Annotated in this window: 21 protein-coding genes; 3 read left to right on the forward strand and 18 right to left on the reverse strand. The window is 59.8% G+C overall.

Features of this window, described 5'->3' with window-relative positions; genetic code table 11:
- The first annotated feature begins 206 nt into the window (after positions 1-206).
- Positions 207-743, forward strand: coding sequence for a GNAT family N-acetyltransferase (locus AC13RE_RS03920; RefSeq protein WP_488562017.1), 537 nt, complete (start codon positions 207-209; stop codon positions 741-743).
- 42 nt (positions 744-785) lie between these two features.
- Here AC13RE_RS03920 and ligA read toward each other — a convergent pair whose 3' ends face one another.
- Entirely contained in the window at positions 786-2,936 is a 2,151-nt protein-coding gene (ligA, locus tag AC13RE_RS03925) for an NAD-dependent DNA ligase LigA (RefSeq protein WP_132716984.1), read from the reverse strand.
- Between the two features lie 345 nt (positions 2,937-3,281).
- On the opposite strand from ligA, the gene AC13RE_RS03930 reads away from it, so the two are divergent.
- Positions 3,282-4,022, forward strand: coding sequence for a CDP-diacylglycerol diphosphatase (locus AC13RE_RS03930; protein WP_132716985.1), 741 nt, complete (start codon positions 3,282-3,284; stop codon positions 4,020-4,022).
- Between the two features lie 21 nt (positions 4,023-4,043).
- Here AC13RE_RS03930 and AC13RE_RS03935 read toward each other — a convergent pair whose 3' ends face one another.
- The 9 genes from AC13RE_RS03935 to aqpZ all read right to left on the reverse strand — a co-directional run bounded on the left by AC13RE_RS03935 (position 4,044) and on the right by aqpZ (position 14,937).
- On the reverse strand, positions 4,044-4,676 hold the full coding sequence (locus tag AC13RE_RS03935) for a DapH/DapD/GlmU-related protein (RefSeq protein WP_488562018.1): 633 nt from the start codon (positions 4,674-4,676) through the stop codon (positions 4,044-4,046).
- Between the two features lie 130 nt (positions 4,677-4,806).
- Positions 4,807-6,480, reverse strand: coding sequence for a DNA repair protein RecN (gene recN, locus AC13RE_RS03940; protein WP_488562019.1), 1,674 nt, complete (start codon positions 6,478-6,480; stop codon positions 4,807-4,809).
- Between the two features lie 12 nt (positions 6,481-6,492).
- On the reverse strand, positions 6,493-7,362 hold the full coding sequence (locus AC13RE_RS03945; RefSeq protein ID WP_181476096.1) for an outer membrane protein assembly factor BamD: 870 nt from the start codon (positions 7,360-7,362) through the stop codon (positions 6,493-6,495).
- Between the two features lie 287 nt (positions 7,363-7,649).
- The gene (gene lpxC / locus AC13RE_RS03950) at positions 7,650-8,606 is read right to left on the reverse strand and encodes a UDP-3-O-acyl-N-acetylglucosamine deacetylase (protein ID WP_488562020.1); all 957 of its coding nucleotides are present in this window, start codon (positions 8,604-8,606) and stop codon (positions 7,650-7,652) included.
- Positions 8,607-8,935: 329 nt separating this feature from the next.
- Positions 8,936-10,672, reverse strand: coding sequence for a cell division protein FtsZ (gene ftsZ, locus AC13RE_RS03955; RefSeq protein ID WP_488483102.1), 1,737 nt, complete (start codon positions 10,670-10,672; stop codon positions 8,936-8,938).
- A 102-nt stretch (positions 10,673-10,774) separates the two neighbouring features.
- On the reverse strand, positions 10,775-12,106 hold the full coding sequence (gene ftsA, locus AC13RE_RS03960; RefSeq protein WP_075850914.1) for a cell division protein FtsA: 1,332 nt from the start codon (positions 12,104-12,106) through the stop codon (positions 10,775-10,777).
- The gene (locus AC13RE_RS03965) at positions 12,103-13,035 is read right to left on the reverse strand and encodes a cell division protein FtsQ/DivIB (RefSeq protein WP_132716990.1); all 933 of its coding nucleotides are present in this window, start codon (positions 13,033-13,035) and stop codon (positions 12,103-12,105) included. Before AC13RE_RS03965 ends, ftsA begins: the two co-directional genes overlap by 4 nt.
- The gene (locus tag AC13RE_RS03970) at positions 13,023-13,949 is read right to left on the reverse strand and encodes a D-alanine--D-alanine ligase (protein WP_488562021.1); all 927 of its coding nucleotides are present in this window, start codon (positions 13,947-13,949) and stop codon (positions 13,023-13,025) included. Before AC13RE_RS03970 ends, AC13RE_RS03965 begins: the two co-directional genes overlap by 13 nt.
- Positions 13,950-14,250: 301 nt before the next feature.
- The gene (aqpZ, locus tag AC13RE_RS03975) at positions 14,251-14,937 is read right to left on the reverse strand and encodes an aquaporin Z (protein ID WP_488483100.1); all 687 of its coding nucleotides are present in this window, start codon (positions 14,935-14,937) and stop codon (positions 14,251-14,253) included.
- A gap of 255 nt (positions 14,938-15,192) precedes the next feature.
- Here aqpZ and AC13RE_RS03980 point away from each other — a divergent pair, with 255 nt between their 5' ends.
- Positions 15,193-16,524: an MFS transporter gene (locus AC13RE_RS03980; RefSeq protein WP_132716993.1), complete on the forward strand. Its 1,332-nt coding sequence runs from the start codon at positions 15,193-15,195 to the stop codon at positions 16,522-16,524.
- 92 nt (positions 16,525-16,616) lie between these two features.
- Here the strand turns inward: AC13RE_RS03980 and murB are convergent, their stop codons facing one another.
- The 8 genes from murB to AC13RE_RS04020 all read right to left on the reverse strand — a co-directional run bounded on the left by murB (position 16,617) and on the right by AC13RE_RS04020 (position 26,932).
- Positions 16,617-17,591 (reverse strand): UDP-N-acetylmuramate dehydrogenase, encoded by a 975-nt coding sequence (gene murB, locus AC13RE_RS03985; protein ID WP_112334493.1) that lies wholly within the window; start codon positions 17,589-17,591, stop codon positions 16,617-16,619.
- The gene (gene murC, locus AC13RE_RS03990) at positions 17,588-19,003 is read right to left on the reverse strand and encodes a UDP-N-acetylmuramate--L-alanine ligase (protein WP_112334491.1); all 1,416 of its coding nucleotides are present in this window, start codon (positions 19,001-19,003) and stop codon (positions 17,588-17,590) included. Before murC ends, murB begins: the two co-directional genes overlap by 4 nt.
- On the reverse strand, positions 19,000-20,121 hold the full coding sequence (murG, locus tag AC13RE_RS03995; protein WP_132716994.1) for an undecaprenyldiphospho-muramoylpentapeptide beta-N-acetylglucosaminyltransferase: 1,122 nt from the start codon (positions 20,119-20,121) through the stop codon (positions 19,000-19,002). Before murG ends, murC begins: the two co-directional genes overlap by 4 nt.
- Positions 20,122-20,302: 181 nt before the next feature.
- The gene (gene ftsW / locus AC13RE_RS04000) at positions 20,303-21,457 is read right to left on the reverse strand and encodes a putative lipid II flippase FtsW (RefSeq protein ID WP_015340353.1); all 1,155 of its coding nucleotides are present in this window, start codon (positions 21,455-21,457) and stop codon (positions 20,303-20,305) included.
- Between the two features lies 1 nt (position 21,458).
- A complete protein-coding gene (murD, locus tag AC13RE_RS04005) occupies positions 21,459-22,871 on the reverse strand; it encodes a UDP-N-acetylmuramoyl-L-alanine--D-glutamate ligase (RefSeq protein ID WP_488562022.1) in 1,413 nt (470 codons plus the stop codon).
- A 7-nt stretch (positions 22,872-22,878) separates the two neighbouring features.
- A complete protein-coding gene (gene mraY / locus AC13RE_RS04010; protein ID WP_488562023.1) occupies positions 22,879-24,000 on the reverse strand; it encodes a phospho-N-acetylmuramoyl-pentapeptide-transferase in 1,122 nt (373 codons plus the stop codon).
- Between the two features lie 11 nt (positions 24,001-24,011).
- Entirely contained in the window at positions 24,012-25,472 is a 1,461-nt protein-coding gene (locus tag AC13RE_RS04015) for a UDP-N-acetylmuramoylalanyl-D-glutamyl-2,6-diaminopimelate--D-alanyl-D-alanine ligase (protein WP_488483096.1), read from the reverse strand.
- Positions 25,469-26,932 carry a UDP-N-acetylmuramoyl-L-alanyl-D-glutamate--2,6-diaminopimelate ligase gene (locus AC13RE_RS04020; protein ID WP_488562024.1) on the reverse strand — a complete coding sequence of 488 codons (1,464 nt, stop codon included), beginning with the start codon at positions 26,930-26,932 and terminating at the stop codon, positions 25,469-25,471. Before AC13RE_RS04020 ends, AC13RE_RS04015 begins: the two co-directional genes overlap by 4 nt.
- Positions 26,933-26,942: the final 10 nt, after the last annotated feature.

Genomic DNA, 26,942 nt, shown 5'->3' on the forward strand with positions numbered 1-26,942 from the left:
GTGACGATTGACAACCTTCACGCCACATCGGATCATCCGCCCATGATCGCAGACCGGACCACAGTAATGCACCTTCACACCATCTCTCCCCTTGCAGGGCGAGTGGAAGCTGTGTTGCGCTGAGCTGACCGCGATCCATCTCAACCCTGCCGAGGCGAGCAGGGTTGAAGCCTCCTTGCTCTCCTCATCAATATCAAGGAGAGCCTATGTCTTTCGAGGAGCAAGAACCCGCCAAACGACGATCAGGCAAGATCGGCGCCATCGAGATTCGTGCATCGCACCCATCCGACGCGGAAGGAATTGCGGCCATGGCCAATCTACCCGGCTTTCGCGCCGGCACGCTTCGCCTGCCCTTTCAAAGCGTCGAGGAAACACGGCAATGGCTGGAGAAATCGTCGCCCAATTCGACCGGCCTTGTCGCCGTACTTGACGGGCGGATTGTCGGCAATGCCGGCCTGAACCGCTTTGCGGGCCGCCGGATCCACAGCGGTAATATTGGTATGGGCGTACATGACGATTTTACGGGCTGCGGCATCGGCTCCGCGCTATTGGGCGCTCTCATCGATACCGCGGACAACTGGCTGGCGATCAAACGGCTGGAACTGACCGTCTATGTCGACAACGCGCCGGCGATCGGCCTTTACGAGAAATTCGGGTTCGAAACCGAGGGACGTCTACGCGCCTTCGGTTTCCGCAACGGCGAATATGTGGACGCGTTCACGATGGCGCGGCTGAGATTGTGAGCAATGACGCGGCGGCGGATATGATTCCGCCGCCGCCCATCATCAGCCGATCAAATCCAGCCACTCGTCCTCGGTCATGACCTGGACGTTGAACTCGCGCGCTTTGTCGAGCTTGGAGCCAGCGCCCGGCCCCGCCACGACGATATCGGTCTTCTTCGACACGGAGCCGGAAACTTTGGCGCCTAGGCTCTCGGCCTTCGCCTTGGCTTCGTCGCGGGTGAACTTTTCCAGAGAGCCCGTAAAGACGACGGTCTTGCCGGCCACCGGACTGCCCGAAGTCACCGGCTGCTCCGCTTCTTGAGGCTGCACCTCCTCCAGGAGCTTCGCGATGACTTCGGTATTCCGCGGCTCCTTGTAGAATTCGACGATGGCGCGCGCCACTACCTCGCCGATGCCCTCGATATTGTTGAGGTCGTTCCACGCATCGCCGCTAAGGGGTGCCGCTTCCTTCATCCCTGCCTCGAAGGCCGCATAAGTGCCGTAGGACCGCGCCAGAAGCTTCGCCGTCGTCTCGCCGACATGGCGAATACCGAGCGCGAAGATGAAGCGATGCAGGGCGATCTGGCGCCGCTCATTGATCGCGGCATAAAGCTTGCCAACACTGACCTTGCCGAAACCATCGATATTTTCCAGCTTCGTCAGTGACGTTTGCTGACGCTTTTCCAGGGTGAAGATGTCAGGCGCGGTCTTTATCTGTAGCGCCGGATCCTCGCTCTCGAAGAAGAAATCGATCTGCTTCGAGCCCAGACCCTCGATGTCATAGGCATTGCGCGAAACGAAATGCTTGAGATGCTCGGTCGCCTGCGCCCGGCAGATGAACCCGCCGGTGCAACGTGTGACGGCATCGACCTTACCAGTCTTCTCATTGATATCGCGCACCGCGTGGCTTCCGCAAACCGGACAGACTTTGGGGAACTCGTAGGGCGCAGTTGACGCTTCTCGCTTTTCCAGCACGACATCGACGATCTGCGGGATGACATCGCCTGCGCGCTGGACGATCACCATGTCACCGACACGAATATCGCGGCCATCGCGGATCGGCTCGCCCTTGTTGCCGATGCCCTTGATGTAGTCGGCATTGTGAAGGGTCGCATTGGTCACCACGACGCCGCCGACCGTAATCGGCTCGAGGCGCGCGACCGGCGTCAGGGCGCCGGTGCGGCCGACCTGGATATCGATACCGACCAAACGCGTGAATGCCTGTTCCGCCGGAAATTTATGCGCGGTCGCCCAGCGCGGCGAGCGGGAGCGGAAACCAAGGCGAGCCTGCAGTTCCAGGCTGTCGACCTTATAGACGACGCCATCGATATCGTAATCGAGATCGGGCCGTTGCAGCCCTATCTGATCGTAATGCGCGAGAATATCGGCAACCGAATTCAAGCGCTCCATCAACGGGTTGACGGGAAAGCCCCAGGATTTGAAGGTCTGCACCATGCCGTATTGCGTATCCGCCGGCATGTCGGACATCTCGCCCCAGGCATAGGCAAAGAACTTCAGCTTGCGGCTGGCCGTCACCTTCGCGTCGAGCTGGCGCAGCGATCCGGCGGCCGTATTGCGAGGATTGACATAGGTCTGCTTGCCCTCGGCCTCCATCTGCGCGTTGAGCGCTAGGAAGTCGCTCTTGGCCATATAGACCTCACCTCGCACCTCGACGACCGAGGGAGCGCCCGCTGGCAAGGTCTGAGGGATTTCCTTGATGGTCCTGATATTGGCGGTGACATTCTCACCTGTCGTGCCGTCGCCGCGCGTCGCGGCGCTCACCATGCGGCCATTCTCGTAGCGGATGGACATGGAAAGGCCGTCGATCTTCGGCTCCGCTGTGAAGGCAATGGAATTGTCAGGCAGGCGACCGAGAAAGCGATAGACGCTGGCGACGAAATCCTCGACATCTTCTTGCGAGAAGGTGTTGTCGAGCGAGAGCATCGGCCTGGCGTGGACGACAGGCGCAAAGGTCTCCGAGGGGGCGGCACCGACCCGGCGTGATGGGCTATCGGCGCGAATCAATGCGGGAAACCGGGCCTCGATCGCATCATTACGCCGCTTCAGCGCATCATACTCGGCATCCGAAATCTCCGGCGCATCCTTGCCATGATAAAGCGCGTCGTTGCGCGCGATCTCTGCAGCCAGATAGGCAAGCGCTGCGGCCGCTTCCTCTTCGCTCAAATCTTCCACGGGCTTCTGTTCGGTGCTCATGAATCTACACTCCCCGATTTCGGAGATGTTTTAGATCACTTCAGCAAAAAGTGCGAAGCGGTTTTCGGCTCGGAGCACGTAAAAACAAAGGGAAAAATCTGCATTTCAGTTACCGAACGCCAATGACCATGATGGTAGCGTTCACGACAACTTTACGCCATGATCGGCCGTTCTTGATGTTACAGGTGCGGGAAATATCAGCATCGAGCCTGCCTTGGTGGAATTCTCTTTCCAATTCCCGAGCAGCAGCTCTTTCCCGAGTATCACAAGGGATTTAAGATAAGTTATTATGAGAGCGAGACCTCTGGAAATGATCGGATCGTCAGCAGAAATTCGAAATCACGCATGAAGCATCGTCTTGCCGTTCTCTCCATTTTTCTCATCGGTGCAGTCTTGATCATGAGCTCGTTCGTCAGCCGCTCTGCCTTGGGGCTGGTCGTTAGAGCTTGTGAGATCAACTCCACCCTGACAGGATCGCCATATCCGTGCCTCAAAATAGTGGAGTCGCCGGATCCGCTGTCGTCCTACGTTGTCCTTCGCGAACCGGCTGACAAAGAGCGAACCATTCTTGCGCCCCTCGCCGACGTCCCCGGTATCGAGGACCCTCGCCTTCTGACCGCAGGCGCGCCGAACTACTTTGAGGAAGCGTGGAAAGAGTTATCGGCAATCGATCCGCGTGCAACGAAGGCTTCGAGGCAGAATTTTGCTCTGGCGATAAACGCCGCCAGCTGGCGCACGCAAGATCGGCTTCACATTCATATGGGGTGCGAGACACCTCGCTTTAGGGCACTCTTGAAGGCTCATGTGACGGAGATTGAAAGCGGCCGGTTTACGGACCTGAAGACCCGAGCTGGCTGGTGGGCAAGTTTCCATACGGCCGATGACCTCTCGAATTTGAACCCGCTGCAACTCGTCGCGGATGGCATCGATGGCGCCCGTTCAAATATGGAAAACGTGGTGGTCGGCGTCTTTGGCGCCGTATTGCCTGACGGGCAGCATGGTTTCTATGTTCTGGCGAGAATAAACAAAGCACACAAATCCCGCGGGTCTGCGGAGGATATGATCGATCCTAAGTGCCGGCTATGATGCATGTCGCGCAGACGCGGATCAAGACCAGCGCTCGCAAAAGGCTTCTATGTCGCTTGATTGAAAATCAGCAAGCCGCTCGATGATTGTTTCAAACGGCCAATCCCACCAGGCAATGGACGCAAGCCTCTCTGCAATGCTTCGCGTGAAGCGCTCTCGAATGAATTTCGCGGGAATACCGCCGACGATCGTATATGGCTGGACATCTTTGGTGATGACTGCACCGGCTGCGAGCACGGCACCGTCTCCAACCTTTACGCCCGGCAAGACGGTCACGCCGTGACCAATCCAGACGTCATTGCCGATGACAGCGCGGTCTTCCTTCCGCCGATCGAAAAACGCATGATCCCGCACGGCGTCCGCCGAGTAATATTCCGGACAATAGGTGAAGCGATGCATCGAGGGGCGGTCCATCGGGTGATTGGGAGCACCGATCCTCACCTCCGCCGCAATGGCGCAAAACTTTCCAATCGTTGCGTCGCCGACGATGCAGCGGGGGCCCAGATAGGAGAAATCCCCGAGTTCGGCTGCGTGTAGAGATGTGTCTTCCAAAATCTCGCAGCATCTGCCGATGCGCGAATCTCTTATCTTCGCTGTCGGGTGGATAACGGTTTCCGCGATTTTGGGGCGATTTGGCTGTACGGTCGAGTGCATTGACGGTCTCCGGATTCCAGCCTGCCTAGCCGGGGACGATGAAGGACATGTGACGCAGGACTGCCGAAAGACCGAGCGAGATGTCCGTGGCAGATCGTGGCCGATATCTGCTCCATGGACAGTCGTGAGATCAGCCGTTGCCGGCCAGCAAGCGTTTGGCGGCCGCCCTCGCCTCTTCGGTCACAGAAGCGCCGGCAAGCATGCGTGCGATTTCCTCGGTGCGATCCTTCGGCTCCATGGTGGCGACGCGCGTGGAAATTTTTTCCGAGCCATCCGCGACCGGCCCCTTGGAGATCAGGAGATGCGTTGCGGCGCGAGCGGCGACCTGCGGTGCATGGGTAACCGACAGCACCTGTACGCGATCGGACAGGCGCTTCAGCCTCTGGCCAATCGCATCGGCGACGGCGCCACCGACACCGGTGTCAATTTCGTCGAATACGAGGGTCGGCGCCGAGCCGCGATCGGCGAGCGCAACCTTCAATGCCAGGAGAAAGCGCGACAGCTCGCCTCCGGAAGCAACCTTGGTGATCGGGCCTGGACGCGTACCGGGGTTGGTCTGAACGTGGAATTCGACGACATCGATGCCATCGGCCGTTCCGGCTTCGGGATCGCTTGATATCTCCACCATGAAACGCGCACGCTCGAGCTTCAGGGCTGGCAATTCGGCCATGACGGCCACTGCAAGCGCCTCGCCTGCGTGACGGCGCTTCTCCGACAGGCCGCGCGCGGCAACGTCGTAAGCCGCCTTTGCAGCGGCGAGCTCGGCGTCAAGTCGCGCCAGCCGCTCCTCGCCGGCATCGACATCTGCAAGATCGGAAATCATGCGTGCGGCCAGGGCCGGCAGTTCCGTCACCGGCACGGAATATTTACGCGAGGCGCCCCGCAACGCAAAGAGGCGCTCCTCGACCCGCTCCAGTTCGCGCGGATCGTATTCCGTCTTACGCAGCGCGGCTTCAACCTCCATCTGCGCGTTGGAAAGCTGATCGAGAGCGGCATCCAGCAATGCGACGGTATCTTCCAGAAGGCCAGGTGCCTCATGACTCTTTCGCTCCAGCCGGCGCACCAGCGAGGCGATATGCGGCACGGGCGATGCGTTGCCATTGAGGAATTCGGAGGCCTCGGCAATATCGCCGGCAATACGCTCGGCCTTCATCATCCGCGAGCGTTTTTCGGCAAGCTCGTCTTCTTCGCCGTCCTGCGGCGAGAGCTTCTCCAATTCCTCGACGGAGGCGCGAAGATAGTCGGCCTCGCGGGCGGCCCTCTCAACCTGCTCTCTATGCTTCCTTAACGTGCGATCGGTATCGCGCCAGATCTTGTAAAGCCTGCCGACTTCCTGCGCCTCGTCGGCGAGGCCAGCGAAAGCATCGAGCAAGATGCGGTGCGCATCCGTATCGACGAGCGCTCGGTCATCATGCTGACCGTGGATTTCGACAAGGAGCTGCCCGATCTGGCGCATGAGCTGAACGCTGAGGGCCTGATCGTTGACAAAGGCTTTGGTGCGGCCATCGGCGGATTGAACGCGGCGGAAAATCAAATCGCCGTCATCATCGATGCCGTTTTCGCGCAGAAGCTTGCGGGCTGGATGCTGCGTGCCGACATCGAACACAGCGGTCACCTGACCGCGCTCCTCGCCATGGCGCACAAGCCCGCCATCGCCACGCCCGCCCAGGGCCAGCGACAGGCTGTCAAGCAGGATGGATTTGCCCGCACCCGTCTCGCCGGTCAAAACCGAAAGCCCGGACTCGAAGGCAAGATCCAGCCGCTCGATCAAAACGATATCGCGGATCGAAAGCTGGATCAGCATCTGTGCTCAATCTCACGTCCCAAGAAGAAGTTTCTTGCCCGCCCTGGAAATCCACGAGCCCGAATTTTCGCTCGGCTCGACGCCGCCCTTCTGCAGCAGCTGATAGGAATCCTTATACCAGCGGCTGTCCGGATAGTTGTGACCGAGAACCGCGGCGGCCGTCTGGGCTTCGGGAACAATACCCATTGCATAATAGGCTTCGACGAGTCGTGCCAGCGCTTCTTCGATCTGGTTCGTCGTCGGATACTGCTCCACCACCACACGGAAGCGGGAGATGGCAGCCAGATAATCCTTGCGCTCCAGATAATAACGGCCGACCTGCATTTCCTTGCCGGCAAGCTGATCCTTGGCAAAGCGGATCTTTTCCTGAGCGTCGCTGACATATTGCGACTTCGGATAGGTGTTGACGAGCTTGGTCATCGCCTCGATCGTCTGCTGTGCAGCACGCTGGTCCTGCGTCACGTCCACTATCTGCTTGGCATAGGAAGAACCGACCAGATATTGCACATAGTCGGCATCTTCCGAGCCGGGATATTGCTTGAGATAGGTATTGCCGGTCTGCACCGCGTCGTCATACCGGCCTGTGCGGTATTTCACGAAGGTGCTCATTACCAATGCCTTGCGCGCCCATTCGGAGAAAGGTTGCTGCTGATTGATGGCATCGAACTTCTTGCCAGCCTCCGTCATGTTGCCAGCTTTGATGTTGGCAAGGCCCTGATTGTAGAGCATCTCCGGCGGATCGGTCTCGACACCAAGCTTGGTGATGTCGATATCCTTCTTCGTATTACACCCTGTCACCACCACACCGGTACCGGCCAGAAGGAACGATACGAGCAAAGCCCGTGCTGTGATATTCATGCGTTCAGACCTTGCAAAACCCATCGGATGACTGTCCCATAACCGTCGTTGCGGAGACGGCGTTCTCTCTCGCTGGCGTTTCTAGCCGCAAAAACACCATCAGGGCAACGCATTGATGGTGCATTAACGCATTTTTGTGGCAAAGACCGCATATCCGCAGCCTTTAATCACTGTTTTGACAGCGATTTCTCATATCGTTCCCTTCTGCCTGCCGCCGCTTCGCGACCGAAGGCAGACCCACTGAGTCGCCGCCAAAAAAAGAGCCGCCCTTCATCAGGGCGGCAGCTTTTCTCATTCCAATCCCGAAAGGATCACGCCGACCAGGGAGCGAATTCCGGGGCGTTGACCGCGATGAACTCGCGACCGTGACCGCGCTGGCGGGGTGCCGATGCTTCGACGACCTCGTAAGCCGAAGCATCGCTGAGCAATGCCTTCAGAGCATTCGCATTCATGCGATGACCACCACGATATGAGCGGTAGCAACCGATGAACTGTGCACCGGCCAAAGCCAGGTCGCCAACGGCATCGAGCGTCTTGTGGCGAACGAATTCGTCCTTGGCGTAACGCAGGCCCTCGACGTTGATGACGGTGTTGTCGTCCGAAATGACGACAGAGTTTTCCAGCGACGAACCCAGCGCATGGCCCGAAGCCCACAGCGACTCGACATCGCGCATGAAGCCGAAGGTACGGGCGCGCGACAGTTCCGTCTTGAAGGTTTCGGCCGTCAGATCGCCCTGCCACTTCTGGCGGCCGATCAGCGGGCATTCGAAATCGATCTCAACTTCGAAGCGCGTGCCGTCATAGGGACGGAACTCGCACCAGGAGCCACCAGCTTCGATCCGCACCGGCTTGATGACGCGGATGTAGCGACGCTTGACACCGAGCGAGACGATACCCGCCTGCTCGATCGCCTCGATGAAAGGATAGGAGCTGCCGTCCATGATCGGCATTTCCGCACCGGACACCTCGACAACAACGTTATCGAGGCCGATCGCGTAGATCGCAGCCATGACGTGCTCGACCGTCGCGACCGAGCGCGCCGAGGAAAAACCGAGAACCGTGCAGAGATCCGTATTGCCGACCTGCGAGGAAACGGCGCGCAGTTCGGTCACATCGCCATTGTCGTGCAGGCGCTGGAAAACGACACCGGTACCGGCTTCGGCGGGATAGAAAGTGATCGACACGTTGGCACCGGAATGAACGCCAATACCGGAAAGTGTCGCGGGGTTTGCAATGGTGGTCTGAAAACCAAGCAATCCAATTGCCATGTAATTCTGCCTTCGTCTGCCTGATCCAGGCTGGGCGGTCATCTTCGGACGCTTACCCTTTATTGCCGGTTCAGTCTGTTAACTATGCCACGCACTCACATATATTCGTCTCCGAATGTGATTCAGCGGGCTTGCTTGATATCTACATACGCGTCGAGACATCGCATTCCAAATCACTGTTTCTTTCGTTTTGTTACGAAAGCAGCCAATTGAATTCATTGGATAATTTTAAATAAGACAATGGTTATAAAATAAGAAAATCCGGAGCCTTTCGGCCCCGGATTTCCTCAATATGGTTAGCAACCTATTAAAGGGCTGCCTGTTGCGGGTCAGTTCGACTGCCGGCGCAGGAAAGCCGGAATCTCGAGCTGATCGTCCTCATGGCTTGCCATGCGCGCCTGCGGGACCGGGCGGCCATGATCGTCGAGATTGCCGCGACGCGGAGCGTAGAGGCTTGCTTCCTGCGACGGCGCACGACGCTGCTGCGGAGCGGCATTGTTCGTCGAAGCCATCATGTCGTCGAAAGCCGGATCTTCTTCGCGGCGGCCGAGCGAATTGGTGATTCGCTTCAGCAGCCCCATCGGGCCGCGCTCTTCGGTAGCCTGGGCAGCGGCCGGCTGGGCGCGATGTTCCATTTCAGCCTTAACGACCGGCGGGAAATCCTCGACCTTCGGCATGCGGACCTGCTCGGGAGCCTGACGGATGACCGGCTGCTGATGCATGACCGGCGCCTGCGGCTGTGGCTGAACCGGGGCCTGACGGACCGGCTGAGGCTCCGGAGCGGCTGCGAAGATGCGGCTCTGCGGACGGAAGTTATCTTCCGGCGCTGCTGCCTGCTGCATGACCGGCTGCTGCGGCACCTGAGCCTGCCGGCTCATCTGGAATTCCAGTTCGCGCTCCAGATCGGCTTCTGCCGCACGAATGGTCTGAGCGACCGGATCCACGGTACGAGGAGCCGGAGCGGCAGCCTGTGCGGTTTGGGCCTGCGAGACGTGGGCAGGCTGAACTGCGGCCGCTGCCGGAGCGGCGGCCGCGGAAGGACGCATAGCAGGCTTTGCGGCCGGGCGGAATTCCATGCCCCTGTCGGAAGCCTCGTTCATCGCGCGATCGATGCCGGTTGCGACGACAGAAACGCGGATGATGCCTTCAAGCGATTCGTCGAAGGTGGCGCCGAGGATGATGTTGGCGTCGGGATCGACTTCTTCGCGGATGCGGGTTGCGGCTTCGTCGACTTCGAACAGGGTGAGATCGCGACCGCCCGTGATCGAGATCAGCAGGCCCTGTGCGCCCTTCATCGAGGTTTCGTCGAGCAGCGGGTTGGCAATCGCAGCTTCAGCAGCCTGCATTGCACGGCCCTGGCCAGAAGCCTCGCCGGTACCCATCATGGCACGGCCCATTTCGCGCATGACCGAACGGACGTCGGCAAAGTCGAGGTTGATGAGACCTTCCTTCACCATCAGGTCGGTGATGCAGGCAACGCCCGAATAGAGAACCTGGTCGGCCATCGAGAACGCGTCGGCGAAAGTCGTCTTGTCGTTGGCGATGCGGAACAGATTCTGGTTCGGAATGACGATCAGCGTGTCGACCGACTTCTGCAGTTCCTGGATGCCCTGCTCGGCGAGACGCATGCGGCGGCCGCCTTCGAAGTGAAACGGCTTGGTGACGACGCCGACCGTCAGGATGCCCTTGTTGCGGGCGGCCTGCGCGACGACCGGTGCTGCACCCGTGCCCGTACCGCCGCCCATGCCGGCGGTGACGAAGCACATATGCGTGCCGTTCAGATGATCGATGATTTCATCGATGCATTCTTCTGCAGCTGCACGGCCGACTTCCGGCTGCGAGCCGGCGCCGAGACCTTCCGTGACGTTGACGCCGAGCTGGATGATCCGCTCCGCCTTCGTCATGGTCAGTGCCTGAGCATCGGTGTTGGCGACGACGAAATCGACGCCCTGCAGGCCTGCCGTGATCATGTTGTTGACGGCATTGCCGCCACCGCCACCGACACCGAACACGGTGATTCGCGGCTTAAGCTCGGTGATATCTGGCTTATGCAGCTTGATAGTCATTGTACCCGTTCCTTCTCTTTATGGCCGCATCGCCACGCCGGCCAATTCACTCGATTTCACTTGCCTGACGCTTGCCCCGGAATGAACTCCGGGATCAGGCACTCAAAAACTCTCTTTCAGCCATTGGCCGACGCGGCCGATCCGGCTGTTATTGCCTCCAAACGACGAGAGCAGACCGCTGCTCGGCGCATGTGTTTCCATGTCTGCGACCTGCGGATAGATCATCAGACCGACCGCGGTCGAAAAAGCCGGACCCTTGGCTGCCGTCGGCAAACCAGACACGCCCATCGGACGACCGATGCGGACATTGCGGGCAAGAACACGGCGTGCCACATCGGGCAAACCGGTCAGCTGGCTCGCGCCGCCCGTGAGGACGACGCGCTTGCCGACGATCGGGCTGAAGCCCGAACGCTGGATGCGATCGCGAATGAGCTCGAGGGTTTCCTCGATGCGAGCCTTGACGATGCGCGACACCAGCGCCTTCGGCACTTGTGTCGGCTGGTCACGCTCGTCTTCGCCGATCGGCGGGATGGAAATCAGTTCGCGCTCTTCCGAAGAATTCGCGAGCGCCGAAGCATGAACGACCTTCAGGCGCTCCGCATCCTCGATGCGGGTGGAAAGGCCGCGGGCAAGGTCCGTGGTGACATGATGGCCGCCAAGGCTGACGGCATCCGTATGCACGAGCTTGCCCTCGGCAAAGACCGAGATCGTCGTCGTACCGCCGCCCATGTCGATCGCAGCGCAGCCGAGTTCGACTTCATCGTCGACGAGGGCTGCAAGACCGCTGGCGTAAGGTGTTGCCACCATGCCTTCGACCGAGAGATGCGCGCGGTTGATGCAGAGCTCGAGATTGCGAAGCGCCGCGCGCTCGGCCGTCACCACATGCATGTCGACACCGAGCGCGTCTCCGAACATCGCCAGCGGATCGCGAATGCCGCGCTCGCCATCAAGGGAGTAGCCCGTTGCCAGCGAGTGCAGCACGGCACGCTCCTGGCGGACCGACTGCTGGCAGGCCGCAGCCAGCACCTTCTTGAGATCGTTGGCTTCGACTTCCTGACCGCCGAGATCTATGGTCGCGGTGTAGATATCGCTGCCGAGACGACCAGCCGAAACATTGACGATCAGGCTGTCGACCGTGAGGCCGGCCATGCGCTCGGCGGCATCGACGGCAAGCCGGACGACACCTTCCAAGGCGTCGAGATCGGCGATCACGCCAGTCTTGATGCCGCGTGAGCGCTGATGGCCGATACCGATGATCTCGATATTGTGCGTGCGGTTCGGAAGAACCTGGCTCTCCTCGCGCGGCGTCAGCCGACCGATCATGCAGACGACCTTCGTCGAGCCGATATCGAGGACCGAGACGATATGCGACCGCTTCGAAGAGAGCGGCTTCAACCGAGGCAGGCCGAAATGGGACGAACCAAATAAGCTCATGTATCCTGACCTGCTTTCTTCAAAGCCTTGTTTCTTGCATCGACTGCGGCCTGGCGACGAACTGCGGCATCCGGAGTTAATTCAATGGCGGTACGGTCATCGATCCGGAGATCGACGGCAGCGATATCGCGCTGCAAAAGATTTTGATCCTTGTCGAGCTTGGTCAGCCGCGCCAGCGCGTCATCGATATTGTCTTCCGGCAATTTGATGATCACGCCGTTGTCCAGATAGAGATCCCAGCGGCGACCAGCGACACGCACGAAAGCCTTCACATGACTGCGAATTTCGGGCCACTTCGCAAACTGGTCGTCGATGGAGGCGGCTGCGGTTTCGGCATCACGACCGACAAAGAGCGGCAGCTTGGCAAACTTGTTGTCGCGTAGCGGCGCAATAACGCTGCCATCCTTCTCGATCAGCGAAAGCTCGGAACCGTGCTGCCAGATGGCATAGGCCTTGCGCTCCTTGAGCTTCACTTCGACGGCCTTTGGATAGACCTTACGAACCTCGACATCCTGAACCCACGGCAGATTCGCAATCTTCTGGCGGGCCGCATCGGCATTAAGAGCGACGAGCGAAGTAGTGCCATCAAGACCAAGCAGCTGCAGGATCTCGATTTCGGAGGTCTCGTCGTTGCCGGAGACCTTCACATCTTCGATAGCAAAACCGGCAGCGGAGGTCGTCGCTTCGGCGACAGCCTGAGTGTGACCGCCAACGGACATGCCATAAAGGCCAGTCGCCGCGAGGAGAACGAGGGTCGAGACAGTTCCCGTGTGAGCGGGGATGTTAATGCGACCCGAACCGAGACTGACCAGGAAGCGAACAGCGCGACGCAGCGGACGCGGGAGGACGAATGCATCCTCGACCTCGTCGATGGCGAGCGGGACGCGATGACGGGACCGCCTCATATTTTTGACCGTCAGCGCAAACAAGACGCGTCCTCCACCATCCACCGGAGAAATTCACCAAAAGAGTAGCCGGCATGAGCGGCCATTTCAGGCACCAGGGAGGTAGGAGTCATGCCGGGCTGGGTGTTGATCTCCAACCAGACAAGTTCGCCCTCTTCGGAAAAGCGATCGTCAAAACGGAAGTCAGATCGACTAACGCCGCGGCAGCCGATAGCTTCATGCGCCCTTAACGATAATGTTTGTATCTTTTGGTAAAGATTCGGTGAAATTTCCGCCGGCAAGACATGTTTTGACCCACCCTTGGCGTACTTGGCGTCATAATCATAGAAGCTGTGGCCGAGCGGCACGATTTCAGTCACACCGAGAACCTTGCCGTCCATGACGCCGCAGGTCAGTTCGCGCCCGTAGATATAACGCTCGACCAGAACCTCATCGCCATAGCGCCATTCGGCAGAAGTAACGATCTGCGGCGGATGCGCCTGATCTTCCTTGACGATAACGACACCGAAGCTCGAGCCTTCGCGCACGGGCTTGACGACATAGGGCGGCTTCATCGGGTGCTCGCCAACAATAGCGAAACGATCCATGACGATCGAACTCGCGACCGGGACACCGGCAGCAGCGGCGACAGTCTTCGCGCGCGACTTGTCCATCGCAAGCGCCGAGGCAAGCACGCCGGAATGCGTATAGGGAATCTGCAGATATTCCAGAATGCCCTGAATGGTACCGTCTTCACCGAAAGGGCCATGCAATGCATTGAAGACCACATCGGGCTTCAACTCGGCTAACCGACTGGCAACGTCATGATCGACATCCACACGGGTAACCTGAAAGCCTTCCGCTTCGAGGGCATCGGCGCATGCCTTTCCTGAGGAAAGGCTGACCGGCCTCTCCGAGGAAAATCCGCCCAAAAGGACAGCCACATGCTTGCCACCCATCAATACCCCCGACTCCACGGTCTCTAACTTTGCGTTTGCAGGGCCTCGCCTAACCGCGATTCTCGCCCTGCTTTCAATAGGTCGATTAGAACGACATTAAGGTTAATGAAGCGTTTACTTTCGTTAACTTTCCGCCGTCCTGGCGATGGCCGAATGGTTCGAATCAAACCGACTTAAAGAATTCTGCCATTGGAATCATGGAGTTGCTACTTTTGAAATCGCTACATTTAGATTTTTTTAAACAATGAGCCCCGCATCGAGGGACCGATGCGGGGCTCAAGGCTTTTAATTGAGGCTGAAATCACTCGCTGTCGTCGACCAGTTTCCAGACGAGTCCGCCCAACGCTCCGCCGACGATGGGCGCGACCCAGAACAGCCAAAGCTGCTGCAGCGCCCAACCGCCGACGAATATGGCTTGCCCTGTCGAGCGGGCCGGATTGACCGACGTATTGGTGATCGGAATCGAGATCAGATGGATCAGCGTCAGCGCCAAGCCGATGGCGATCGGCGCGAAGCCGGCCGGCACCTTGCTGCTCGTCGAACCCAGAATTACGACCAGGAAGAACAGCGTCAGCACGATTTCGGCCACCAATGCCGACACCATGGAATAGCCGCCGGGAGAATGTTCTCCATAACCATTCGCCGCAAACCCGCCGAGCTGGAAATCGGCCTTGCCACTTGCGATCAGATAGAGCACGGCCGCTGCGACAGCGGCGCCGATGACCTGCGCGATAATATAGGGAACGAGCTGCCCGCCCGGAAAGCGGCCGGCCACGGTCAAGCCGACCGAAACGGCCGGATTGAAGTGCCCTCCTGATATGCCGCCGACGGCAAAAGCCATGGTCAGCACAGTCAGACCGAACGCAAAGGCAACGCCTAGAAAACCAATACCGAGGCTCGGAAAGGCTGCTGCGAAGATCGCACTACCGCAGCCGCCGAAAACGAGCCAAAATGTCCCAAGAAACTCAGCGATGAGTTTTTTCTGCATGAAACCCTTCTCCTCAGCCCGCAATCCAAGCGAGAATCGGCCATTGGGGAAAAAGATTCCGGTAAGGACTCGCCGGAGCACGCCTCTCCAATAACAAACGCCCGACTGATTGCTCACGAATCAACAATTACGTCAAAATAATAGCACGCAACCGCTGATTTCTTGCGCAGTTAACGTTTGCGTTGAACAAAAATTACGCTAAGGACAATTTTTATCCGCTAAGCGCGCCTTAGCGTCCTCTGAAATGGTGGGAACATGACTGACGCGATATCTCCTTTATCGCCGACCCCCTCGTCATCGAACAATGCTGTTGCGAATTCCCCGGCACGTGTTCTGATCGCGAGCCTCATCGGCACAACGATCGAATTTTTCGATTTCTATGTTTATGCAACGGCGGCGGTTATCGTCTTCCCGAAGCTGTTTTTCCCGGCAAGCGACCCGACGTCCGCTACCCTGCAGTCCTTCGCGACCTTTTCCATCGCCTTCTTCGCGCGCCCGATCGGCGCGATGATCTTCGGCCACTTCGGCGACCGAATCGGCCGCAAGGCGACACTGGTCGCGGCTCTGATGACCATGGGCCTCTCGACCGTCGTGATCGGCATGCTGCCGACCTATGAGTCGATTGGCGTTCTCGCACCGATTCTGCTGGCGCTTTGCCGCCTCGGCCAGGGCCTTGGCCTCGGCGGCGAATGGGGCGGCGCCGTCTTGCTTGCGACGGAAAACGCACCGGAGGGCAAGCGCAGCTGGTACGCCATGTTCCCGCAACTCGGCGCCCCTATCGGCTTCATTCTGTCGGCCGGCCTTTTCCTCATCCTGCGCGAAACCATGGCCGATGCGGACTTCCTCAACTATGGCTGGCGCGTTCCTTTCCTGATCAGCATCGTGCTGGTAGCAGTCGGTCTTTATGTCCGCCTGAAGATCACCGAAACACCGGAGTTCCAGCGTGCCATCGAGAAGGAAGAGCGGGTTTCCGTTCCGATCGCGGTCATTTTCCGTTCGCACTTCCGCAGCCTGATCCTCGGCACCATCATCGCGGTGGCGACCTTCGTGCTGTTCTATCTGATGACGGCATTCACGCTGAGCTGGGGCACCCGCCCACCGGGCACCGGTCCGCTTCCGGCCGGCCTCGGCTACTCGCAGGGTCAGTTCCTGGTCGTTCAGCTCGTCGGCGTCGTCTTCTTTGGCCTGATGATCCCAGTCTCCGGTCTCCTGTCCGACCGCTATTCCCGCCGCCTCGTCCTCATCCTGACGACGATCGGTATCCTCATCTTCGGCCTGTTCTACTCGTCGCTGCTGACGGCTGGCCTTGCCGGTGCCTTCGCTTGCTCGATCATCGGCCTTGCCCTGATGGGCTTTACCTATGGCCCGATCGGTGCGGCTCTGGCGGCACCCTTCCCGACGACCGTGCGCTATACAGGCGCTTCGATGACCTTCAATCTCGGCGGCATCGTCGGTGCGTCCCTGGCACCCTACATTGCCACATCGCTCGCGACCAATTACGGCCTTGTCTATGTCGGCTACTACCTCGCCGGCGCAGCAGTGCTCTCGCTGATCGGCATCCTGCTCTCGGGCAATGATGAAGTCTGAGAAAACAGGTATAACCAATTGAAAAGGCCGGGTGAAAACCCGGCCTTTTTGCTGAATCATTTTATGAAGACGGCACCAATTGCAGTCGGGACCTACTCGGTAGTCACACCCTGGAACGGGCGGACCTCCCGACCCGGCATGAAGTTTCCGAGGCGCTTGATTTCCCACTCCAGCTTGATGCCGGATTTTTCAAAAACCTCGCGGCGCACCTGCTCGCCGAGATATTCCAGATCGTAGCCCGTCGCCTGCTCCATGTTGATCATGAAGTTGCAATGCAGCGACGACATCTGCGCACCACCGATGACCAGGCCACGGCAGCCCGCCTCGTCGATCAGCTTCCAGGCGGAGAAACCATCCGGATTCTTGAAGGTTGAGCCACCGGTCTTCTCGCGGACCGGCTGCACCGTTTCGCGATGAGCCCGCACGGCATCCATTTCGGTGCGGATCTTGGCGCGATCCTCCGGATATCCCTCGAAGAGGACATGGGTAAAGATCAGATCTTCAGACGCATCGGAATGGCGATAGCTGTACCCCATCTCGGCATTGGTCAGGACATGCTTGTTGCCCTTGCGGTCGACCGCGTGCACTTCGATGACACGCTCACGGGTTTCGGCACCATTGGCGCCTGCATTCATCCGTGCAGCACCACCGATGCTCCCGGGAATACCGTAATAGAAATGGAAGCCGCCGATGCTGTTATCCATCGCCATGGCAGCGACGTGCTTGTCCGGGCAGATCGCACCGGCCAGGATGCGGTTCTCGCCGGCAAGCTCGACGGAGCCGAAGCCCTTGGCCGAAAGCCTGAGGACGACGCCCGGAATGCCGCCGTCGCGCACCAATATGTTCGAACCCACGCCAACGACCGTCAGCGGCACGTCTTCCGGCAGGATCTTCAGGAACGCAACGAGATCGTCCGTGTCATGCGGCTGGAACATCAGTTCAGCCAACCCGCCGGCACGGAACCACGTCACACGATCCATCGGAGCGTCCGGCGTCAGCCGTCCCCTGATGTCCTTTACACCGTCGCCAAGCGACGCCAGAAGCTTTTCCCCATCTACTTGTTTCATGCGGACTTACCCGAGAGGCCTTCCAATTCCTTTGGCAATGATGCTGCCCAATACGTGATGCTACCAGCCCCCAACAGAACCACAAAATCCCCTGGCTGCGCAATCTCTGCAACCATGGCGGCAAGATCTTCCTGTGATTGCAGAAAGCGTGCATCGCGATGACCGCTGGCTTTGATACGCGAAACCAGCGTTTGCGAATCCACGCCCTCGATCGGCTCTTCGCCAGCGGCATAGACAGGCGCCAGGAAGATGCTGTCGGCATCGTTGAAGCAGGCTGCAAATTCCTCGAAGAGGCTCGACAGGCGCGTATAGCGATGCGGCTGGTGGACGGCAATGATGCGGCCCTTGCAGGCTTCGCGGGCAGCCTTCAGCACCGCCTTGATTTCCACGGGATGATGGCCGTAATCGTCGAAGACCTTGACCCCATTCCACTCGCCGGTCAGCGTGAAGCGGCGCTTGACGCCGCCGAAGGATGCGAGCCCCTTGGCGATCGCTTCGCTGGAAATCCCCAGCCGGTTAGCAACAGCAACGGCAGCCGTCGCATTGGAAATATTGTGGCGACCAGGCATCGGCATGACGAGATCCTTGATCTGGATCACCTTGCCGGTGCGGCGTCTGCGGATTTCGATATCGAACAGCGAACGCGTGCCATCGATCCGTACATTCGAGAAACGCACGTCGGCCTGCGGGTTCTCGCCATAGGTGATCACCTTGCGGTCCTCGATGCGGCCAACCAGCGACTGTACCTCCGGATGGTCGATGCACATGACGCCGAAACCGTAGAACGGCACATTCTCGACGAACTGCCGGAAGGCGGCACGGACAGCATCGAAATTGCCGTAGTGGTCAAGGTGTTCGGGATCGATATTGGTGACGACGGCGACATCTGCCGGCAGCTTCAGGAAGGTGCCGTCCGATTCATCGGCCTCGACCACCATCCACTCACCCTCGCCCATGCGCGCGTTGGTACCGTAGGCATTGATGATGCCGCCGTTGATGACTGTAGGATCGAGACCACCGGCCTCCAAAAGCGTCGCCACCAGCGATGTCGTCGTGGTCTTGCCATGCGTGCCACCGATGGCGATGGCGTTGCGGAAGCGCATCAGCTCCGCGAGCATTTCGGCACGGCGCACGACAGGCAGCAGCTTTTCGCGCGCGGCCACGAGCTCGGGATTGCTCTTCTTGATGGCCGTGGAGACAACGACGACTTCGGCATCGCCGAGGTTCTCAGCCTTGTGGCCGATATGGACCGGAATGCCCTTATCGCGCAGACGCTGCACGTTGGCGCTTTCCGATTGATCGGAACCCTGTACGCGATGGCCGAGGTTATGCAGAACCTCGGCGATACCGCTCATTCCGATGCCACCAATACCGATAAAATGCACAAGGCCGATTGCCTTCGGCAGCTTCATGCGCCTGCCCCCTTGAATTGCTGAATTGAACGTCCCGCGGCAATAGCCTCAACCATGTCGGCAAGCAAGTTTGCCGCATCCGGTTTGCCCGCCTGCTTGGCTGATGCCGCCATCTTTGCGAGCTTTTCCGGCATGGTCATGGCACCGCGCAGGATGGTGGAAAGTTTCTCTGGCGTCAGTTCGGACTGCACGATGACCTTGACGCCACCGGTTGCCGCGAGTGCAGCCGCATTGGCTGCCTGGTCGTGGTCGAGCGCATGCGGATAGGGAACCAGGATCGCCGGGCGCCCGATGACGGCAAGCTCCGAAACCGTGGAGGCACCGGAGCGACAGAGAACCAGATGCGCAGCACCGATGCGCTCCGCCATGTCGTTGAAGAACGGCGCGACATCGGCGCCCATCTCAAGCTTTCTCGTGCAGCTATTGACCGTCTCCATATCCTCAGGGCGCACCTGCTGCGTGATCCGCAGGCGCTTGCGCAGCGGCTCCTCCAGCAGGCTGATCGCTGTCGGCACGGCCTTCGAGAAATATTGCGCACCCTGGCTGCCGCCGAACACGACGAGGTTAAACGGATCTTCCGGACCAGATGGCACATACGGACGCTTGGCCGCCTCGATGACGGCCGGACGCACGGGATTGCCCGTGGTCACCGTCTTCTCGGCAAACGCGCCGTTTTCCGTGAGGAAGCCGCCGGCAATCGCACGCACGCGCGTCGCCAGCATCTTGTTGGCGCGGCCCATGACGGCATTCTGTTCATGCAACATGGACGGTACGCCCATACGCGTCGCCGCGAGAAGCGGCGGAACCGTCGGATAGCCGCCGAAGCCGACGACACAGACGGGCTTGATGCGCTGGATTAGCTTGCGCGCTGCGCGCATGCCGGTCCACAACGTCCAGAGGGCTTGCGCAACCTTCACCGGGTTCTTCGAACCGATCGTTGCCGAGGGCACGACATGGATCTCGTCGGCCGGGAATTTGCCGGCATAGCGTTCGGCACGGCTGTCGGTGACGAGGTGCACGGAATAGCCGCGCTCTTTCAGCTTATAGGCCAGCGCTTCGGCCGGGAATACGTGACCGCCGGTACCGCCGGCGGCAAGAAGGACAATGCCTTTACTCATAATTTTCGCTCCCGCGAATACCCCACTACTCGGGGCATCTCCCTAATATAGGAAGCCGCACCGACCGCGTCATCGGCGCGGGCCAAGCCCCCCTCATAGACCGGTGCTTCGGGAAAAGCGACCGGAGAATGAGCGGCAGGCAGGAGATATGAGGAGCAGATGGCCAGTAGTCCCAAGACGCTCACTCCGCCGGCAAACCGTGCGTCACGCGGAACATGGTCCGATCCTGCGCACGCTTTTCCGGCCTATGACGCGTGAGTGCCAGAATGAAGCCCGCCGTCACGCAGATCGCGGTCATCGACGAACCGCCGTAGGAAATCAGCGGCAGCGTCATGCCCTTCGCCGGCAGCAGCTGCAGGTTCACACCGATGTTGATGATCGACTGAATGCCGATCTGCAGCACGAGGCCGGCGACGGCAAAACGATTGAAATCGTTCTTTTCCTTATAGGCATGCGACAGGCCGCGCAGCACGAGGAAGGCGAAGATCAGCACGAGCACCATGCAGAAGATGGCGCCGAACTCCTCGGCTGCGACCGAAAAGATGAAGTCGGTATGGGCGTCCGGGATGATGCGCTTGACGGTGCCCTCGCCCGGGCCGACACCGAACCAGGTGCCATGAACGATCGCTTCCTTGGCGGTATCAACCTGGAACGTATCGCCCTCGCCGGTCAGGAACTTGTTCACGCGCTGCGCGACGTGATCGAATACATAATAAGCGGTGACGAAACCGCCCGCGCCAAGACCGCCAAGCACGATGATCCACAGCCAGGGCATGCCGGCCATGAAGAACATGCCGCCCCAGACGGCGGTCGTCAGGATGGTCTGGCCAAGGTCAGGCTGGGCGACGAGCAAGGCGACGACGATGCCGAAAAGAATGATGGCGAAGAGATTGCCGGGAATCTCCGGCTGGCGCGCATGTTCTGAAAACAACCAGGCGCAGACGACGACGAAAGCCGGCTTCATGAATTCCGAAGGCTGAATCGACAGGGCGGCGATATTGACCCAGCGCCGCGAGCCCTTGACTTCGATGCCGAAGAAAAGCGCAAAAAGCATCATCGCCAGTGACACGATCAGCAGAATGACTGCCGTTCGTCGCACCTGTCTGGGCGTCATGAAGGAAATGCCGATCATCGCCGCGATCGCCGGGACGAGGAACAAGGCGTGGCGCTTGACGAAGTGGAACGGCTCAAGCCCGATGCGTTCCGCCACCGCCGGCGAAGCCGCGAAGGACAGCATGAAGCCGATGCCGATCAAGAGGATGAAAAGGGCGAGAAACACGCGGTCGATGGTCCAGAACCATTCGGCCAAGGCCCCACGTTCAACGCGGCTTACCATATCATTTGCCTCCAGTTGCTGAACCGATCAGCATGGTGACGCCATCGATCGCAGCGACATGGCTGACGAAGGCGTCGCCCCTGACCTCGAAATTCTTATACTGATCGAAGCTTGCGCAGGCCGGTGACAGCATCACCGCCGCGGACTCGTGCTCATCCCTGTCCGCATCCGCAGCAGCATGCGCGACGGCATGCTCCAGCGTGCCGGAAATCTCGTAAGGAACCTGCTCGCCGAGCGTCGCCGCAAAGGCGGGCGCGGCCTCGCCGATCAGATAGGCCTTGGCAATCCGTGAAAAGAGCGGCGCCAGACTGGTGATGCCACCCTCCTTCGGCAGACCGCCGGCGATCCAGTAGATATTCTCGTAGCTCGAAAGCGCGGGGGCTGCCGCATCCGCATTGGTCGCCTTGGAATCGTTGACGAAGATGACGCGCCCGCGCTTTCCAACGGGTTGCATGCGATGCTTGAGCCCTGGGAAGGATTTCAGACCAGCACGAATTTCCTCCGCGGAAACGCCGACAGAGAGGCAAGCGGCAATTGCAGCCGCCGCATTCTGTGCGTTATGGCCGCCGCGCAGCGTTTGAATACCGTCGAGATCGGCGATCTCGCTTGCCGCACCGTTCGATGCCCGCAGGATGCGGTTACCTTCGGCATAGAGGCCATCCGCCAATGCGTGCCGGCGCGAAATTCGTGTGACCTTGCCGCCGGCTCGCTCGATGCGGTCGGCGATCAATGAGGAATGGCTGTCGTCGACACCGACGACGGCGACGTCGCTGCCGGCCACGAGCCGCTCCTTGATATCAGCATAATGCTGCATCGTGCCGTGACGATCGAGATGATCGGGTGTCAGGTTCAGTAGGATTCCTGCTGAAGGATTGAGCGTCGGCGCCAGATCGATCTGATAGGAGGAGCATTCGACGACGTAGAAACGTCCGGCCTTCGGCGGATCGAGCGTCAGCACCGCCGTACCGATATTGCCGCCGAGCTGTGTGTCACGACCGCTCGATTGCAGGATATGAGCGATCAGCGCAGTCGTCGTCGATTTGCCATTCGTCCCGGTGATGGCGATGAAAGGGCAATCCGGCGCATGCGCCCGCCGCTCCCTGACGAAAAGCTCCACGTCGCCTATGATCTCGACGCCGGCTGCATGAGCGAGATCGACGGTCCAGTGTGGCTTTGGATGCGTCAGCGGCACGCCGGGCGACAAAACGAAGACCGACAGGCCGTTCCAGTCGATCGTTCTCAGATCGGCGACCGCTATCCCTTCGGCCGCCGCCTTCGCCACGCTGTCCGGATTATCGTCCCAGGCCGTCACATCGGCACCGCCTGCAACGAGCGCGCGCGCCGTGGCAAAGCCGGAGCCGCCGAGGCCGAAGAGAGCGACCTTCTTTCCGTTCAGCGTGGAGATAGGAATCATCGACGCCTCACCGCAGTTTCAGGGTGGAGAGGCCGATCATCGCCAGGATGACGGCCACGATCCAGAAACGCACAACGACCTGGCTTTCCGTCCAGCCCTTCTTTTCGAAGTGGTGGTGGATGGGCGCCATCAGGAAGACGCGGCGCTTCGTCATCTTGAAGAAACCGACCTGGATGATGACGGAAAGCGCCTCGAGCACGAAGAGACCGCCGATGATCGCCATGACGATCTCGTGCTTGGTGGCGACGGCGACCGAGCCGATCATGCCGCCGAGTGCTAGCGAGCCGGTATCGCCCATGAAGATGGCCGCCGGCGGCGCATTGAACCAGAGGAAGCCGAGGCCGGCGCCGATGACGGCACCAAGGACCACGGCCAACTCACCCGTTCCGGGCACGAAATTGATCGCCAGGTAATCGGCAAAGACGAAGTTGCCGGCGAGATAGGCGATGACGCCGAAGGACGCGGCTGCGATCATGACGGGCACGATGGCAAGCCCGTCGAGACCATCGGTCAGATTGACGGCATTGCCGGCGGCAACGATGACGAAGGCACCGAAAAACACGAAGAACATGCCAAGATTGAGCAACAGGCTCTTGAAGAAGGGGAAGGCGACCGACGAGCCGAAGGTAGAGCCGGCCGGACCGGAGGACAGCGCCGTCGTCATCATGAAATAGACAGCAATCGCCGCGATGATGAATTCGATACCGAGGCGCGCGCGGCCGGAAAAACCCTTGTCGCTTTGCTTGGTCACCTTGAGATAGTCGTCATAGAAGCCGATCGCGCCGAAACCGAGCGTCACGAGCAGGGTGGCAACGACATAGACGTTGGCAAGATCAGCCCAAAGCAGCGACGAGACGACGATGCCGGCCAGAATCATCAGCCCGCCCATCGTCGGGGTGCCGGCCTTCTTGAAATGCGTCTGCGGACCATCGGCGCGGATCGGCTGCCCCTTGCCCTGACGCACGCGCAGGGAGGAAATGATTCGCGGCCCGAAGAGAAAAACGATCAACGCTGACGTGAACAGAGCACCGCCGGTACGGAACGTGATGTATCTGAACAGATTGAAGAATCTGAAGTGAGTACTGAAAAAATGAATATGGTCCGACAGTTCGGCAAGCCAGATCAGCATAAGAGCCCTTTCTAAAGCCCCTGATGGGTGTGGGGGCCCGTGTCGGAAAATGCGGGAAATTTGTCAAGCAAGCCCGCGATGATCTTTCCGAACCCCATTCCCAGCGACGATTTCACCATCAAGACATCGCCGGGAGCGACAGAATTGAGCGCGAATTCCGAGAGCTCCTCAGTCGTCTCGTGATATTCGACATGAACACTTTCCGGCAGCTCATCCCTCAAAGCCGCCATCTCCGGACCTGCCAGCCAGACATGCTCGATGCCGGCCGCAAGCAGCGGCCCCGCAAGGTTGGCATGAACGCGCTGGGCATAATCCCCCATTTCCAACATGTCGCCGAGCATGGCGACCCGCCTGCCCGGCCGGCCGCCGGCTCCCGCATGCGGAGAGGTCGTCGCCAGCAGCGCGATGGCCGCGCGCATGGAAGCGGGATTGGCGTTATAGCTTTCGTCGATCAGCGTGAAATAGCCGTTGCCGATCGCGCGCTTATGACGTTGGCCCCTGCCCTTTTCCGGCTGCAAGTCGGCCAGCGCATCGACCGCCTGGTCGAGATCGGCCTCCACGAGCATGACGGCGCCAAGTACGGCGAGTGCATTTTCCGCGATATGACGCCCAGGTGCGCCAAGCGCCACCTCCATGGTCTCGCCGCCGATCGTCAGCCAAAGCGTTGAATTCTCTTCCGAGGCATTGAACTCGGCGAGACGGACATCGGCCTTCGCATGCTGGCCGAAGCTATGGATATGCTCGATTCCGGCTGCCATGGCAGCCTTCTCCAGCATCTCGAACTGATCGTTGTCGTGATTGAGAATGGCATGGCCGCCAGGCACGACGCCGTCGAAAATTTCCGCCTTGGCGGCGGCGATCTCACTGATACTATTGAAGTTGCCGAGATGAGCCGGCGCGATCGTAGTGATGATCGCCACATGCGGCTGCACCATTTTGACCAGCGGCCTGATCTCTTCGGGATGGTTCATACCGATCTCGAAAACGCCGAAATCGGTGTTCTCGGGCATACGCGCCAGAGTCAGCGGGACGCCCCAATGATTATTGAAGGAAGCAACGGAGGCATGCACCTTGCCTGACGGGGTCAGCGCGCGCCGCAGCATCTCCTTGGTCGTCGTCTTGCCGACCGAACCCGTGACGGCGATGATCTTCGCCTGCGTGCGCTTGCGGGCGGCAACGCCGAGCCGCGCAAGCGCCGCCAAGACGTCATCCACGACAACCTTCGGTACTGTCAGACTGCCCATGGCAGGCAAACGTGCCTCGCTGATGACGATGAAGGCTGCGCCGTTCGCCATAGCGATATTGGCATAGTCATGACCATCGACGCGATCGCCCTTGATGGCGAAAAAGGCTTCGCCCGGCTTGATGGAACGACTGTCTATGGAAATGCCCGTAATGCCCTCGGGCAACACTCCGAAAGAGCGGCCAGAGATTGCAGCGATCAGATCCTCAGTTGTCCATAACCAGCTCAAGACTTCAAATCCTCCAATGCTTTGCGCAACTCGGCATGGTCGGAGAACGGCAGCGTGACGCTGCCGATCGTCTGACCTTCCTCATGCCCCTTGCCGGCGACGATCAGCGTGTCGCCGGATTTCAGCAGGCCTACAGCCTTGCGGATCGCTTCGGCGCGATCACCGATCTCGGTCGCACAGGCGGCAGCCGCCATGATTTCCGCGCGGATCGTTGCCGGATCCTCCGAGCGCGGATTGTCGTCGGTGACAACGACGACATCGGCTAGACGGCAGGCGATCTCGCCCATGATCGGACGCTTGCCGCGATCGCGGTCGCCACCGCAGCCAAAGACGACGATGACGCGTCCGGTCGTGAACGGGCGCACCGAATTCAAAACGTTTTCAAGTGCATCCGGCTTATGGGCATAGTCGACATAGGCAAGCGCGCCGTCATGCGTGTGACCAACGAGTTCTAGACGGCCCGACGCACCGACCAGCTTCTCCAGCGCGGCCATGGCAACCGGCGCGGCAACACCGGTCGAGATCGCGAGACCGGCGGCGACCAGCGCATTGGCGATCTGGAAATCGCCTGCGAGTGGGATATGAACTTCAAAGATGTCGTCGCCGACATGCACTTCCGCTATCTGCTTATGACGGAAGTGCTCGACGCGCTTCAACGTCAGGAAATCGCCCTTGCGCCCGACAGTGCGGACATCATGCCCAGCCTCCTGCGCGGCGGCAATCGCCTGCGCGGACCAGGCATCATCGGCAAAAATGACAGCTGGCGAGCCCTTCGGCAGCAAGTCGCGGAACAGCCGCATCTTGGCGGCCATATAGTCCTCGACTGTCGGATGGTAATCCATGTGATCGCGGCCGAGATTGGTGAAACCGGCGGCGGCGAGCTTCACGCCATCAAGCCGAAACTGATCAAGACCATGGCTGGAAGCCTCCATAGCCGCGTGCGTGACGCCATCGTCCGCCAATTCGGCCAGAAGCTTGTGCAGCGACACCGGATCGGGCGTCGTCAACGCGCCATATTCATTGCGGAACGGGGAAACGACGCCCGTCGTGCCGATCATGGCGGCCGGATGGCCGGCGTAGGCCCAGATCTGGCGCGTGAAAGAAGCAACGGAGGTCTTGCCCGCAGTTCCCGTCACCGCCACCATCGTTTCGGGCTGGCGTCCGTAGAAGCGGGACGCGGCGACAGCGAGGAACCGGCGCGGCTCGCCAACCTGCAGCAATGGCACACTACCGGCATCGGCCGCATGACCAGCCACTATAACTGAGGCACCGCGCGAAACTGCATCGGCAATGAAACTTGCCCCATCCGCCTTCGTGCCGGCGACGGCAACAAAAGCCACGCCTGGCGCCACCTTACGGCTGTCGGCGGAGATCCCACTTATCTCAAGATCGCCAAGCGCTCCGCCAATGTGTGTGTTGAGTTCCGGAAACTCATTTCCGGTAATATCCCGCAAGTTCATCGAATGTACT

Source organism: Martinezella sp. CNPSo 3959 (genome assembly GCF_057784355.1).

Excerpts from the sequence above, each read along its gene's own strand:
- murC (WP_112334491.1), bottom strand. The coding sequence starts at position 19,003 with ATGAAGCTGCCGAAGGCAATCGGCCTTGTGCATTTTATCGGTATTGGT.
- AC13RE_RS03920 (WP_488562017.1), top strand. The coding sequence starts at position 207 with ATGTCTTTCGAGGAGCAAGAACCCGCCAAACGACGATCAGGCAAGATC.
- ftsZ (WP_488483102.1), bottom strand. The coding sequence starts at position 10,672 with ATGACTATCAAGCTGCATAAGCCAGATATCACCGAGCTTAAGCCGCGA.
- AC13RE_RS03935 (WP_488562018.1), bottom strand. The coding sequence starts at position 4,676 with ATGCACTCGACCGTACAGCCAAATCGCCCCAAAATCGCGGAAACCGTT.
- murD (WP_488562022.1), bottom strand. The coding sequence starts at position 22,871 with ATGATTCCTATCTCCACGCTGAACGGAAAGAAGGTCGCTCTCTTCGGC.
- AC13RE_RS03945 (WP_181476096.1), bottom strand. The coding sequence starts at position 7,362 with ATGGGTTTTGCAAGGTCTGAACGCATGAATATCACAGCACGGGCTTTG.
- aqpZ (WP_488483100.1), bottom strand. The coding sequence starts at position 14,937 with ATGCAGAAAAAACTCATCGCTGAGTTTCTTGGGACATTTTGGCTCGTT.
- mraY (WP_488562023.1), bottom strand. The coding sequence starts at position 24,000 with ATGCTGATCTGGCTTGCCGAACTGTCGGACCATATTCATTTTTTCAGT.
- ligA (WP_132716984.1), bottom strand. The coding sequence starts at position 2,936 with ATGAGCACCGAACAGAAGCCCGTGGAAGATTTGAGCGAAGAGGAAGCG.
- recN (WP_488562019.1), bottom strand. The coding sequence starts at position 6,480 with ATGCTGATCCAGCTTTCGATCCGCGATATCGTTTTGATCGAGCGGCTG.
- AC13RE_RS03970 (WP_488562021.1), bottom strand. The coding sequence starts at position 13,949 with ATGGGTGGCAAGCATGTGGCTGTCCTTTTGGGCGGATTTTCCTCGGAG.
- ftsW (WP_015340353.1), bottom strand. The coding sequence starts at position 21,457 with ATGGTAAGCCGCGTTGAACGTGGGGCCTTGGCCGAATGGTTCTGGACC.
- lpxC (WP_488562020.1), bottom strand. The coding sequence starts at position 8,606 with ATGGCAATTGGATTGCTTGGTTTTCAGACCACCATTGCAAACCCCGCG.
- murG (WP_132716994.1), bottom strand. The coding sequence starts at position 20,121 with ATGAGTAAAGGCATTGTCCTTCTTGCCGCCGGCGGTACCGGCGGTCAC.
- ftsA (WP_075850914.1), bottom strand. The coding sequence starts at position 12,106 with ATGAGCTTATTTGGTTCGTCCCATTTCGGCCTGCCTCGGTTGAAGCCG.
- AC13RE_RS03980 (WP_132716993.1), top strand. The coding sequence starts at position 15,193 with ATGACTGACGCGATATCTCCTTTATCGCCGACCCCCTCGTCATCGAAC.
- AC13RE_RS03930 (WP_132716985.1), top strand. The coding sequence starts at position 3,282 with ATGAAGCATCGTCTTGCCGTTCTCTCCATTTTTCTCATCGGTGCAGTC.
- AC13RE_RS04020 (WP_488562024.1), bottom strand. The coding sequence starts at position 26,932 with ATGAACTTGCGGGATATTACCGGAAATGAGTTTCCGGAACTCAACACA.
- murB (WP_112334493.1), bottom strand. The coding sequence starts at position 17,591 with ATGAAACAAGTAGATGGGGAAAAGCTTCTGGCGTCGCTTGGCGACGGT.